The organism is Rhodococcus sp. NPDC057014, assembly GCF_042673295.1.
Taxonomy (GTDB): Bacteria; Actinomycetota; Actinomycetes; order Mycobacteriales; family Mycobacteriaceae; genus Rhodococcus_F.
In genome coordinates, this window is sequence record NZ_JBHUSF010000006.1 from 35,436 (window position 1) to 48,668 (window position 13,233).

Here is a 13,233-nt window from a genome sequence, read left to right on the forward strand (position 1 = left end):
ACGTGATCGCCCTCATAGCGTGGGCTGCGTTGGAGTTCCGATCGCCACAAGCTGATCTCGACTACCCCGCAAGCCACGTATAGAGGAGATGTCAATGCCCGAAGCAATCGAGGTCCGCAAGGTTCCCCTGCACAGTGTGTCCGACGCCGGCGAGCTGGCCAAGCTCATCGACGACGGTGTGCTCGAAGCGGACCGCGTCGTTGCAGTCATCGGCAAGACCGAGGGCAACGGCGGCGTCAACGACTACACGCGCATCATCGCGGATCGGGCTTTCCGTGAGGTCCTCTCTGCCAAGGGCAGCCGAAGCGCGGACGAGGTGGCGGGGGTGCCCATCGTCTGGTCCGGCGGTACCGACGGTGTGATCAGCCCGCACGCATCGATCTTCGCAACGGTGCCCGCGGAGAAGGCTGTGAAGACCGACGAGCCGCGACTGACCGTCGGTGTCGCGATGAGTGAGCAGCTTCTCCCCGAAGACATCGGTCGCACGGCGATGATCACCAAGGTGGCAGCGGCGGTGAAGATGGCGATGGACAACGCCGGCATCACCGACCCCGCCGACGTGCACTACGTGCAGACGAAGACGCCGTTGCTGACGATCCACACCATCCGGGACGCCAAGAGCCGCGGCGAGACGGTGTGGACCGAGCACACGCACGAGTCGATGGACCTGTCGAACGGTGTTACGGCACTGGGGATCGCCGTCGCTCTCGGCGAGATCGACATGCCCGACGATGCGGACGTCATGCACAGCCGGGACCTCTACTCGTCGGTCGCATCCTGCTCCTCGGGTGTCGAGTTGGACCGGGCTCAGATCGTGGTGGTGGGCAATGCGCGCGGTGTCGGCGGCCGCTACCGCATCGGGCACAGCGTGATGACGGATCCGCTCGATCAGGACGGCATCTGGTCGGCGATCCGGGACGCGGGACTCGAACTGCCCGAGCGGCCCCACACGAGCGACCTGGACGGCCGGCTCGTCAATGTCTTCCTCAAGTGTGAGGCGAGTCAGGACGGGACGGTGCGCGGCCGCCGCAACGCGATGCTCGACGACTCGGACGTCCACTGGCACCGCCAGATCAAGTCGTGCGTAGGCGGTGTCGCGGCGTCGGTCACCGGTGACCCGGCGGTGTTCGTGTCCGTGTCGGCCGCGCACCAGGGCCCGGAGGGTGGCGGACCCGTCGCCGCCATCGTCGACCTCGGTCAATAGTTCCTGGTCGCACCGTGAACGAGGGTGCGTGGCCGCCACCGGGCCGCCGCGCACCCTCGATCGCCGGCAATCGCATCCGAAACCGTGGAGAGGTTCACAAGTGTCACACGTCATCGATCCCGTCGACGCAGGTGATTCGCCCCTGACTGACGTCGAACCCTTCGGCAGGACAGAAGGATACGACAATCTCGTCATGTGTGACGCGCTCACGCTCAGCGGTTTGATCAAGAGCCGCGAGGTGTCGTGCGCCGACGTCATGACCGCCTATCTCGACCACATCGAACGGCACAATCGAAGTGTCAACGCCATCGTTGCCCTGCGGGGCCGGGACGAGTTGCTGGCCGAGGCGCGCGAACGGGACCATCAGCTCGCCGACGGGCACTACCTCGGCTGGATGCACGGATTTCCGCACGCCGTCAAGGATCTCTCCGCGGCCAAGGGGCTTCCGTTCACGTCCGGATCACCCATCTTCGCCGACCGGATCGCCGACGCGGACGACCTGTTCGTCGCGCGGATCAAGGCAGCGGGTGCCATTGTCATCGGCAAGACGAACACGCCCGAATTCGGACTCGGGTCCCAGACGTACAACCCGGTGTACGGTACGACGGCGACACCGTACGACACGTCACGCACCGCAGGTGGAAGCAGTGGCGGCGCCGCCGCGGCCCTGGCACTGCGGATGGTCCCGGTTGCCGACGGCAGCGACTACATGGGGTCACTGCGGAATCCACCAGCCTTCAATAACGTTGTGGGATTTCGCCCGTCATGGGGACGCATCCCGGAGGCAGGCTTCATCGCTCAGGGCGCGGTGGTCGGCCCGATGGGACGGTCGGTGGCCGATGTGGCGCAGCTCTTGTCGACGATGGCCGGGCCCGACGCCGGCGCCCCGCTCGGCATCGGCGAGGACCCAGAGGTCTTCACACGGAACCTCGAGCGGGACTTCCGCGGAACGCGGATCGCGTGGGTGGGTGACTGGGACGGGTACCTGGCGACGGAACCCGGAGTTCTCGAGCTGTGCGAGTCCTCGTTCGACGCATTCAGGAACATCGGCTGCCGCGTCGAGGCGGCGCTCCCCGACTACAAGCCCGAAGACATCTGGCAGCTGTTCCTGAGATGGCGCTGGTGGGCACAGCTCGGCCTGGTCGACCTCTACGAAGACCCACAGACACGCGCGCAGATGAAGCCCGAATTCGTGTGGGAGATGGAACACGGAATCGCGCTGTCCGCGCTCGACGTCACGAAGGCCGCGGCGGCCCGCAACGACTGGCAGGCCGCCCTCACGAAGATGTTCGAAACGTATGACTACATCCTCGCGCCCAGCGCCCAGGTGTTCCCGTTCGACAAGTCCGCACACTGGCCCGCCGAGATCGCCGGCCGGCCCATGGATACCTATCACCGGTGGATGGAGACCGTCGCACCGTGGACGATGACGAGCCTCCCGGTTGCCGCGATGCCGGTCGGTTTCGATGACCGGGGGCTCCCGATGGGAATTCAGATAATCGGACGACACGGCGCCGACCGAGCCGTCCTCCAACTCGCCCACGCGTACGAGCAGAAGACGAAGTGGACGCAGCGCGTGTTTCCGCCGGCACTCCTCCCGAGCTGAGCTGCACCCGTGGACGCGGTCGATCTGCCGTCACCAGCCGGCTACGCGTTGACGATTCGGGAGGTGTTGACCCTCCCCAGCTTGGCCGGCGCCAAGCTCATCGCGGGGGCGGGCGGACTGGAGCAGACCGTTCTGCGAGTCAACGTCATCGAGGTACCGGACATCCTGCCGTGGGTGAAGCCAAACGAACTGCTGATCACCACGGGGTTCCCTCTGCGACATGCGGATTCGGGTGAGCCGTTCGACCCCCGCGCGCTGGTCGAACTCGTCGAGGGCCTCGCCCGGTGCGGCGCAGCCGCGCTCGGTGTCAAGGAGGGCCGGTACCTCGGCGATCTCCCTGCCGCGATGCTCGAGGCATCGGACCGTCTCGACATTCCGCTGTTTCTCATTCCGCGCGACGTCGGTTTCGACGAGGTGATGTCCGAGGTGTTCACACACCTCGTCGATCGGCAGGCGTTCGCCCTCGACGTGGCCGATCGCATGCACCGTGCCTTGACGAAGATCGTCCTCGAAGGTGGCGACCTGCCGCAGATCGCGGACGAGGTCGCCGCGCTGTTCGACGCTGCGGTGCTGATCTGCACACCGGACGGGCGGGTCAACGCGTCAGCGGGTACGACGGCCACCCTGCAGGGGTTGGAAGGGCTGCCGCTGTTCGACCCGTCCGGCCGGCTTCGCACCGAGCGCCTGCGCCACGGCCTTCAGCCGGCGCCGGGCACGGAGGCCGGCCAGATCGCCGTCGCGCCGGTTCACGCAGGCGGGACCGACCACGGCGTCATCGTCGCCTTCGTGGGCGACGGCGGATTGGGCTCCGTCGCCGTGCAAGCGCTGGAGCGAGCCGCAACCGTTGTCGCGCTGGCGGTGACCAAGCAACTCGCCGTGTCGGCAGTCGAATCAAGGTTTCACGGCGACTTCCTGCGCGACGTCCTCAACGGGAATGCCGGTACGGTTGCACAGATCACGGAGCACTGCGCGCAGCTCGAATGGGACGTGAACCGCGCCATGGTGGTCGTCGTCGCGGAGCTCGACCCGGACCCCGCTCGCTCGACCCCCGGCCCTGAGATTCGGCCGCCGGGTGCCGGACGGATGCCGCAACAGAGACTCACTGCTGCCTGGAAACAGGTGGTCCGGCGCAGGGACCGGTACGCACCGGTGGTCGGGTTCAGCCACGAGGTGGTGGTGTTGATGCCGGTCGGCGACGAGGGCTCGCGAGTGGTCGTCGACGATCTGATTGCGGCCGTCACCGGTGACCGTGGAGGCGGCAGGCATTCGTTCTGCACCGGCGTGAGTCGGGTCATCGACTCGGCTGCCGACCTTCCGCAGGCGTACGACCAGGCGCGTAAGGCGGTGACGGTGGGGCGGCGCATGCGCGGGAACGGTTCTGTCGCACACTTCGACAGCCTCGGCGTCCACAGACTGCTCTCCCTGGTCGACGACAGCGCCGAGCTCCGATCGTTCGCCACCGAGATCCTCGGGTCGCTGGCCGGCGGCACAGACGAGGCGATCGATCTCCGCCAGACGATGCAGGCACTCCTGGACACCAACTGCAACGTCGCCGAGACTGCACGCGTCCTGCATTTCCACTACAACACACTGCGTTACCGGATCGGCAAGCTGGAGAGCATCGTCGGCCCGTTCACGACGGATCCCATTCTGCGCCTGGATGTCGCGCTCGCGCTGAGGGTAGTGGAGATGGAAGGCTTGTGACCGATCAGGACACCCGGGCATCGGTGGAAAGCTGAGCGCAGCGTGCAGAAACAGCGCCGAGGCAAAGTCCCGCGGATGAAATCGAGGTGCTGGACATCCTGCCGTGGGTGAAGCCCGACGAGCTGTTGATCTCCACGGGGTTCCTTCTGCGGCACGCAGATTCGGTCGAGCCCCTCAATCCCCTTGCGCTGGTCGAACTCGTCGAGGGCCCGCCCGGTGCGGCGCAGCGAAGCGGCCCGGTCGGAGCGTTGTCGGCTCCGGCCGGACCTCGCCGGGACATGCAACAGGTACCCGCTGCGTGAGCCTCGACCGCGCTCGCCACGCAGTGCGCGTCCCGGAAGGACGTGTACTCCGGTCGGGCGGTGCGGTTCCGCGTTGGTGTACCTGGGTGATTGGCGTCGCTGATGGCTCCTCGGGCGTATGTCGTATGTGTAATTTTCGACCGAATCGGCGGATTCGGCGATGCGAGGAAATAGTAGATCCGCTGCCCACCCCGATCGCCCGTATGTGACCCACGCCACATACCTTTCTGGGTTGGCCGTACCTGCGGCTCACGGCCGTCGGTCCGTGCTCGCCGATTCGCGCGACCCGCATTCGAGTGCGGGCCTTGATTCTGCCGGGGGCGGGCTCGGCGCCTGACCGATCAACTTGATTGACAACGATCTTGGTGTGGGCCCGTGGGCTGGATTGCCGATTGGCGAGTCTGCTTTCGCCTGGGGATCGGTGGGGGAGCCGACCTGGCAGTACGGCCGCGACCACCGATAGCGGCAGGTGGGGGCGCGACGCCCGGCGGTCTCACCGAAAAAGCGCCCCGGTGGTCTGTTTTCGTGTGAGCCGGTGTCGATGCCCGCACAAGTGGGTGCCGGTCCTTTCCGGGGGGCGAGGCGCACCGGTGTCGGTGGTAGCGTCGCGCAGGCTGCGTCGGTGCGATCGAAAGATACCGCGCTGCAGCCGCGAACGGCACGGAAGGTGCGACACATGGTTCAACAGCAACGGGCGGCGGTGACCCGGGCACAGATCGTCCGCGGAGCAGCCGAAATGTTCGACAAATCCGGGTTCGAGGGCGCCAGTCTCGTCGAGATCCTCGAGGCGGCGGGCATGACGAAGGGGGCGTTGTACTTTCACTTCCGGTCCAAGGAAGATTTGGCCCGGCACATCATCGCCGAGCAGCACCGGATCTCCATCTCCGCGGTGCAGGCGATCGCCGCACAGGAGGCGTCGGCGATCGAGCAGATCGTGATGCTGTGCCACGAGATGGCCAGGCAGATCGTGCACGATCCGATCGTGCGGGCGGGGATCCGCATCACCCTCGAGCTCAGTGCCGACGACCGTGGCCCCGCGGGCCCCTATCTGGATTGGATCAGCGCCTGCCAAGGGTTGGCGGCTCGTGCGGTCGCCGAGGGCGATCTCGTGCACATCATCGATCCGCCGGCGTTCGCGCGGTTCGTCATCGGCGCGTTCACCGGAGTCCAGACCGTGTCCCAGGTCCTGACCTGCCGCGTAGATCTCGAGCAGCGGGTCGACGAGATGTGGGGGTTCCTGTTACCGGGGATCATGCCGACCACCCGGCAATGCGGGATGATGCGGATCCGGGCGGCCCGCGCCGACGTTCCCGTCACCGGGCCGCCCGACCGTGAGAGTTAGTGCGCTCGGCGTGCCGGGTGCTCCGCAGGAGCGCCGCTGCCGATCTCATCGGGAGATCCGAGTTTGCACCACCCCACCGCGGACCGGACCGCGATGTGGCGTCGTCTCGGTGTGGTCCGGATTCACTCGTTGTGGGTTGACCGCAAACTTCCCGTTGCGGAATTGTTATCTGACCGGTATAAATACACGCATCGTGTGCTGTGTATCACGATTCTCTGAACAATCGAACTGGAGTTACAAAGATGGACCTCGCTTTCTTGGCCGACTTTTTCTCGAACGTCTCCACCCTTCTCGGCGTCCTCGACTTCTTCTCGGGTTCTGCTGGGTCACTCAGCGGCTAGTAGCGCTGGTCAGTAACTGAACTGGCACTGTGGCGGTAGAAGGGGGCTCGCACTTCGCCTGCGTGCCCCCTTCGCTGTACTGGATCTTCCCTCGTGTCTCCGCCGCGTCGGTCCTCGCTGGAAGTCCGGTGAATGTCATTTTCCGCGCGGGTGGTCCAACCGTTCAAGATCATTTTCTGATCTGGACGCTGACCTATCTCGATTCGGTAACTCGAAACTCGCGATCCGAATTGTGTGTGTCGCCGAGTTGGGGGAACGCGGGGCTGCCCTGAGCCTGGATGCACCGATCCGGAACGCAGAAGAAGGCCCACTCGCGTCTTCGGCCCGGCGGTTGACGCGGCACCTGCCCGCCCTCGATGCGAAAGAGCAAGTGGAACAGCCCGACACGAGCGTTCGGATGCTCAACCATGCCCACATGCCGACCGTTGCTGCACACCGAAACTCACCCCGACTGGTCAGCGAATCGGTGTATTCGGGCTCGGACCGGGGGAGCAGACACGTCCCGGGACGATGTGAACGAGGTGACATCAGCGGGGTCGGTGAGGGGTTGACGGATTTCGCTGGGGGTGTGCGTGGATCTGCTGTGACCGGACCACCCCCGCGTTCCGCGTCGCCGGGCACACAGGCAACCCGGCGGTTCGTCAGCGGTGTCATCACGAACTGTTACCTTGTCGCGTCGGCTTTGCGAACTGGGTTGGCGCACAACATCGGTCGGTGATCGACTGCGGTGGGGTCGACGGACGTCGAATGGCGGGTTATGACGACGCAGCCGCTCCGGCCGCGCCCGAGGGATGTGGAGGGTGTGGGCGCATGGTTTCGAGCATGTAGTCGAGTTCGGCGATGGTGCGGTGGGGTGGGAGGGTGAGGATCGGCATCTCGGCGCCTGCGGTGTACCAGTGCTGGAGGTGGTCGTGGGCGGTGTCGGGTGTCCCCCAGACGGTGAGCTCGTCGAGCAGAACATGGGCTGCGGCCGGCACGTCGGTGGTGTCGTGGGTCGGGTTGGCGGCGAGCACGGCCTCGACCTGGTGGTGGTACCCCCGTTCGCTCAGCGAGCGGCGGTAGAGCGAGCCCATGCTGGTGATGTAGAAGGTGATCCACCAGGACGCGATCTCGCGGGCCGTTGCCTGATCGGCCGCGACGGCGGTGGGGACGGCCGGACCCACCACGGGGCGTGTGGTGCGGCCGGATCGGGCGCCCGCCTTCTCGAGCACGTCGATTCCGCAGGGCAGCCACGACCGCGGCACCAGGAAGGGCGTCCAGCCGTCCGCCAGTTCGCCGGCGAGTTGGATGGATTTGTCGCCGAGTCCGGCGAGGTGGATCGGCAGGCCGGTGCGCGCGGCGACACCCAGCCGTAGGGGCCGGTGGTCGTGGGTTGCCGTCGGGCGGACCCGCTCGCCGTCGAGCAGTCGACGAACCTGTGCGGTGACCGCGCGCAGCTTGGCCACCGGCGCGGTGAACGATTGGTCGTGCAGGCCTTCGACGAGCTGTGGACTGCTTGCACCCAAGCCGAGGACGAAACGGCCGTGTGAGACCTCATCGAGGCTGGCGGCGAGCATCGCGAGGGTGCCGGCGGTGCGGCCCCAGACGCTGAGCACACCGGTACCGATGGTGATTCGTTCGGTCTTGGTGGCGATTTCGGTGAGCAGGACGGCGGCATCCTGGCTCCACCCTTCCGCGAGGAAGAACCCGTCATAGCCGAGATCTTCGGTGCGGCGAGCGACGTGCAGTATCACCTCACGGCGCGTTTCGAGTGGCGTCAGGCAGATGCCGAGGCCGCGCCGGGTAGCGCTGACGCCGGAGGCGACGGTGTCGGTGGTGTGGGTACTCATGGGCGGGTTGCCGTCCGTTCTGGTGTCGGTTCTCGCCTGGACAGGCGCGTGCGCACCGCGAGGCGGGCGCGGTCGAGACAGCGTGTGTCGGCGAAGAGGTGGAAATATGAGTTGGCTGCCAGCAGTGCGCCTTCCAGCTCGAACGCGAGCTGTTCCGGATCGGTGTCGGTGCCCAACTCGCCGGATTGCTGCGCCTCGCGTGCCGCCTGCACGAGGGTTCCCATCCACTGGCGCTGGCACTCGATGACGGCGTCACGGACCGGGCCGGGCGTCTTGCCGTCGAACTCGGCCATCGCGGCGGCGAAGAAGCATCCGCCCGGAAAGACGCCCCGTTCGACATACGACAGGAACGACTCACAGAGGGCGGTGAGGCGGTGCATGCCCGGACCGGACCCGAGCGCCGGCGTGATGACCTCACGCACGTACCGCTGCCGCGCGACCTCGATGGTGGCCAACTGGAGGTCTTGCTTGGACCCGAAGTGGGCGAACAGCCCACTCTTGCTCATCCCGGTCAGGCTCGCGAGGTGCCCGATGGTGAGTCCGTCCAGACCGTTGATCGATGCGACGTCGGCGGCCGCGTCCAGCACGGTCTCTCGCGTCTTGGCCCCTGGGGTCGTGCTCCGTTTCTGTGCCACGCACTCACCCTAGTACAGCACGAACGATCGTGCTATCTTTGATTTGGGTTCGGCATTCGAAACCGGCCCGAAGGAGAAGGCCCGATGTTCGACGTGATCGTGGTGGGCGCCCGGTGCGCGGGCGCGTCGTTGGCGATGCTTCTGGCACGCGGCGGGCACCGTGTCGCGGTCCTCGATCGAGCGTCGTTTCCCAGCGACACCATGTCCACCCATTTCCTGTGGCAACGCGGCGCGTCCCGACTGCGGGAGTGGGGGTTGCTCGGCCGGTTGCACGCCCGCGGCTGCGCGCCGATCGAGCAGATCACCTTCGACGTCGGCCCGGTCCAGATGTCGGGTATCGGGCCGGGCGTCGAAGGACAGACCGCCGTGTACTGCCCGCGGCGGACCGTTCTCGACACGGTGCTGGTCGAGGCGGCCGTCGAGGCGGGCGCCGAACTGATCGACGGCGTCGTCGTCGACGACGTGGTGTGGACGGAGGGTCGGGTATCGGGGGTGCGCGGCCGTCGCCGGGGTGGCGGCGGCTCGGTGTCGTTGCGGGCACCTCTGGTCGTCGGGGCCGACGGTCTGCACTCGACCGTCGCGCGGCGAGTCGCTGCTCGTGTCTACAACCACCATCCGCCGCTGACGTGCGTGTACTACTCCTATTGGAGTGGCCTCGGCGATCTGCGCGCGTCGTTCCACGCCCGCACCGGCCAGCTGATCCTGGTCTGGCCCACCAACGACGGACTGACCTGCATCTACGTCGGGTGGCCCCGCCGGGAATTTGCGCGCGTCCGCACAGACCTCGACCGCAGCTTTCACACCGCCCTCGATCTGGTGCCGGGACTGCGTGACGCGGTCGCCTCCGGCCATCGCGAACACCGTTTCGTCGGCACCGCCGACCTACCCAACCAGTACCGAACATCGGCCGGACCGGGCTGGGCGCTGCTCGGCGATGCCGGCCACCACAAGGACCCGTCCACGGGGATGGGCATCTCCGATGCATTTCTCAGCGCCGAGCTGCTCGCTCAGGCCATCGACAGCGCGCGCGCCGGCCGTCGCGTCGACGACGCACTCGGCGACTACCAACGTCAGCGCGACCAGCTCACCGCCAACGGCTTCGAACTAGCCCTCAGCACGGCCCGCCTCGCCCCGCTCTCGAACGGACTGCAGGCGTTCTACCGAGCAGCCGCGTCCCGACCAGAGGTAGTCGAGCGGATCTTCGGTGTCCTCGGCGGATCGGTGCCCATCCGAGACGTCTACTCTGCGCCGCGCATCGCGTCGGTACTCGCACACGCTGACGCGTAGACGCCCATCTATTTCTCGCGTCGTCGACGGCCCAGCGCCGACGGACGAGATGGCGACACGGAAAGCAAGGCACACGGAGCCGCCGAGGTCGATACCCGCGATAACACGTTGGACTGGCAAACCTGACCGGGTTGGTCCAGATAACGGTGGTCGCCTTCCTCTCGGTGCAACGTGCGCTCGTGACGGCCGGCTCACCGCGGGACACAGCGGCGGCCATGTCGTCCAGTCGCAGTGAGCCATCGGCTTCCGGACGGTGCCGACCGCTGCCGTCCTATTGCGCCGGGTGTCGATCTCGTCCCGGTGAGTGGTTCGTTTTTGGGATGGTTCGTGTTGCGCGATTGTGTCTCGTTGTCGGTTGTCGTCCCGCTTGAATGGATCGCATGGCACATCTTCAGGGCTTAGGAGATGCTCCGCACAGCATGCTGCTGGATGCCTGTGATACGACCAGACGCCCTCACCATCTCTGAGCCACCCGGGGTCGTCGGGATCCGGCCGGAGCCGAGGGCAAAAGGAGCGTGGAAAACATGAGCGACACGAAGCCGAACATCGTGTTCTTCTTCTGGGACAACTTCGGGTGGGGTGAGCTCGGCTGCTACGGGGGCGGGATTCTCCGCGGTGCGCCGACACCGCGGATCGACCAACTCGCGGCCGAAGGTCAGCGCCTGCTCAACTTCAACGTCGAGGCGCAGTGCACGCCGAGCCGTTCGGCGCTGCTGACCGGCCGTCACCCGCTGCGCTCGGGCACGCAGCGGTACCCATCACCGGCGGCCCGGATGGATTGACTCAATGGGAGACGACGATCGCGCAGGCGCTCTCCGATGTCGGGTATGCAACCGGCATGTGGGGTAAGTGGCACCTGGGCAGCGATCCCGAATCGCGTGGCCCGATCAACTTCGGGTTCGACGAGGCCGTGTGGAGCCCGCGCACCGCCGACGAGGTTCTGTGGACGATGCAGTCGTACTTCCCCGATGGACCGGTGACCGCCACCCCGTACGCCGGCGACACGCCGATCCGCCTCGAGCCCGAGCTGATCTACTTCCGGAAGAAGGGCGAGCAGCCCGAGGCGATCGCCACCTACGACGCCGGCTTCCGTGCCCGGTTCGACCGCAAGATCACCGAGTGGGCGATCGATTTCATGAGCAGATCCAAGAATGAAGGCAAGCCGTTCTACCTGTACCTGCCGTATACGCAGGTCCACATCCCGACGATTCCCGATCCCGAGTACGCCGGGACGAGCAAACACGGAAATTGGGCCGACCTGCTCACGCAGATGGACGACTTCACCGGCATGATCCTGGACAAGCTCGACGAGTTGGGGCTCATGGAAGACACGATCGTGGTGTGGGCGTCCGACAACGGTGCCGATCCCAACTACCGGATGCCCGCGATCGACCCCGACCCGGTCGGTGGGCAATGGAAGGGCTGCTCCGGACCGTGGCGGGGTGGGTATTTCACCTCGCTCGAAGGCTCCAACCGAACGCCGTGCATCGTCCGGTGGCCGGGAAGGATCCCCGCCGGGAAGGTCAGCAACGAGCTGGTCCATCAGGTGGATTGGTTCACCACGCTGCTGCTGGCGGCCGGCGCGGCGGTCCCCGACGACCGCCAGATCGACGGGATGGACATGCGGGAGTTCCTCCTCGGAGACTCCGGGGTGTCCGGCCGGGACACCGTCCTGTGCATCCAGGGCAACCGGCTGCAGGCCGTGAAGTGGCGGCAGTGGAAGGCGCACCTGTTCCAACAGGACGAGTTCCTGTCCACCTGGACGCCGTACAACATGCCGCACCTCCACAACCTCGAATGGGATCCGCGAGAGGAGAACGAGGTCGACTTCCCACACGGCTGGGTCCTGCACCCGATGGCTGCCGCGGTGGGCGCGTTCCTCGGGACGCTCGCGGTGGAGCCTCCGATCAAGCCGGGAACACCCGATCCGTATGTGCCGCCCCGGCCGGGCGAGATGCGACCCGAGGAGCACCTCCAGCTCGGCGTCATCACCCAGTTCGTGACCACCCTCGTGCGGTCGCACGAGGAGTTGCCGCAACCACACAGCGGGCTCGATCACCAGAGCGGGTGATCGGCGGATCCAACACCGGATCGGTGCGGCCACGGCGGCTGGTGCCGGCTCCTCCCGACGCAATGCACCGCCCACAGGATCCCCGCTTCCCCCTTCCTTCGATTGCGCGACGGACTCCGACACGGTGTTTCTCGCGCGTTGCACCGTGAGCGCCGGGACAGGCTCACCCGGGGTGCTTATGCTCGATCTCGGGAGTTCCGCCGAGCGAAGAGGTGCATCAGCATGGCCCGAAACAGCGGCAACCGGCCGGTCGATGGCCAAGCGTTGACGGTCGGTGTCCGGGTGCTGGTCCGCAGAAGTGCCGGGGCCGACCTCACCGGTGAAGTGGTCGAGGACTACGCGGCGGTGACCGACCCGGGCGGCGGTGGGCACGCCTGGGCGCCGGTGCATCGGTGGGCGGTCGCGCTCGACGACGGGCGGCTGGTCTTTGTCGACACCGAAGACCTGACCATCGATCCGGGCTTCCCCCGCCCCGCCCCGAATCCGAACCCGGATTCGGCCGCGCGGACACCAGGTCGGCACCGGGCAGAGTAACGGGCACATCGCGCCCGCGGACCCCCGGGGATGTGGGGGGTGGGGACCCGATGCTGTCAGCAAGCATCGACGCGTCGAAGTGCCCGGGGTAAGTGGCGGGGCCCGAGTGGTCGGTCAGCTGCAGTCCCGGCAGATCAGCTGCCCCGAGTCGGCGAGGCGGCTGCGGTGGTGGACGAGGATGCAACTGGTGCAGGTGAATTCGTTCGCCTGGAGTAGCAGTCGATGGGCAGGGCTGCTGCGTCCTCATGCTCTGGGTGTTCGGATCCGCCATGCCAAGGCCTTCGCCGTTCCCACCCCCGTGCGGGCCGGGCGGCGAAAGCATCGGCGATAGTTGCTCAACCGGTGGGAGATCTTGGTGAATGGCTACTGTCGCCGCAC

Annotated in this window: 11 protein-coding genes and 1 pseudogene; 9 read left to right on the top strand and 3 right to left on the bottom strand. The window is 66.7% G+C overall.

Annotated elements, in window-relative coordinates; all coding sequences use genetic code 11:
- The first annotated feature begins 94 nt into the window (after positions 1–94).
- The 5 genes from ACFTZB_RS02305 (at position 95) to ACFTZB_RS02325 (ending at position 6,158) form a co-directional block, all read left to right on the top strand.
- Positions 95–1,204 (top strand): ring-opening amidohydrolase, encoded by a 1,110-nt coding sequence (locus ACFTZB_RS02305; RefSeq protein WP_378429918.1) that lies wholly within the window; start codon positions 95–97, stop codon positions 1,202–1,204.
- A 100-nt stretch (positions 1,205–1,304) separates the two neighbouring features.
- Entirely contained in the window at positions 1,305–2,810 is a 1,506-nt protein-coding gene (locus ACFTZB_RS02310) for an amidase (RefSeq protein ID WP_378429919.1), read from the top strand.
- Between the two features lie 9 nt (positions 2,811–2,819).
- Complete coding sequence (locus tag ACFTZB_RS02315) at positions 2,820–4,514, top strand: PucR family transcriptional regulator (protein WP_378429920.1); 1,695 nt, start codon at positions 2,820–2,822, stop codon at positions 4,512–4,514.
- Positions 4,515–4,600: 86 nt separating this feature from the next.
- Positions 4,601–4,816 (top strand): hypothetical protein, encoded by a 216-nt coding sequence (locus ACFTZB_RS02320; protein WP_378429921.1) that lies wholly within the window; start codon positions 4,601–4,603, stop codon positions 4,814–4,816.
- A gap of 676 nt (positions 4,817–5,492) precedes the next feature.
- Entirely contained in the window at positions 5,493–6,158 is a 666-nt protein-coding gene (locus ACFTZB_RS02325; protein WP_378429922.1) for a ScbR family autoregulator-binding transcription factor, read from the top strand.
- A 1,096-nt stretch (positions 6,159–7,254) separates the two neighbouring features.
- On the opposite strand, the gene ACFTZB_RS02330 is transcribed toward ACFTZB_RS02325, so the two are convergent.
- Complete coding sequence (locus tag ACFTZB_RS02330; protein WP_378429923.1) at positions 7,255–8,328, bottom strand: LLM class flavin-dependent oxidoreductase; 1,074 nt, start codon at positions 8,326–8,328, stop codon at positions 7,255–7,257.
- Entirely contained in the window at positions 8,325–8,963 is a 639-nt protein-coding gene (locus tag ACFTZB_RS02335; protein ID WP_378429924.1) for a TetR/AcrR family transcriptional regulator, read from the bottom strand. Before ACFTZB_RS02335 ends, ACFTZB_RS02330 begins: the two co-directional genes overlap by 4 nt.
- 84 nt (positions 8,964–9,047) lie before the next feature.
- Between ACFTZB_RS02335 and ACFTZB_RS02340 the strand changes: the two genes are divergently transcribed.
- The 4 genes from ACFTZB_RS02340 (at position 9,048) to ACFTZB_RS02355 (ending at position 12,855) form a co-directional block, all read left to right on the top strand.
- Complete coding sequence (locus ACFTZB_RS02340) at positions 9,048–10,250, top strand: FAD-dependent oxidoreductase (RefSeq protein ID WP_378429925.1); 1,203 nt, start codon at positions 9,048–9,050, stop codon at positions 10,248–10,250.
- Between the two features lie 524 nt (positions 10,251–10,774).
- Positions 10,775–11,032, top strand: a complete 258-nt coding sequence (locus ACFTZB_RS02345; protein WP_378429926.1) for a sulfatase-like hydrolase/transferase — start codon at positions 10,775–10,777, stop codon at positions 11,030–11,032.
- Positions 11,029–12,321 carry a sulfatase-like hydrolase/transferase gene (locus ACFTZB_RS02350; protein WP_378429927.1) on the top strand — a complete coding sequence of 431 codons (1,293 nt, stop codon included), beginning with the start codon at positions 11,029–11,031 and terminating at the stop codon, positions 12,319–12,321. The genes ACFTZB_RS02345 and ACFTZB_RS02350 overlap by 4 nt, the downstream gene beginning before the upstream one ends.
- A gap of 222 nt (positions 12,322–12,543) precedes the next feature.
- Positions 12,544–12,855: a hypothetical protein gene (locus ACFTZB_RS02355; RefSeq protein WP_378429928.1), complete on the top strand. Its 312-nt coding sequence runs from the start codon at positions 12,544–12,546 to the stop codon at positions 12,853–12,855.
- Between the two features lie 114 nt (positions 12,856–12,969).
- Here ACFTZB_RS02355 and ACFTZB_RS02360 read toward each other — a convergent pair.
- A pseudogene (locus tag ACFTZB_RS02360) lies at positions 12,970–13,065 on the bottom strand (DUF4193 family protein); the annotation flags it as partial.
- Between the last annotated feature and the right edge of the window lie 168 nt (positions 13,066–13,233).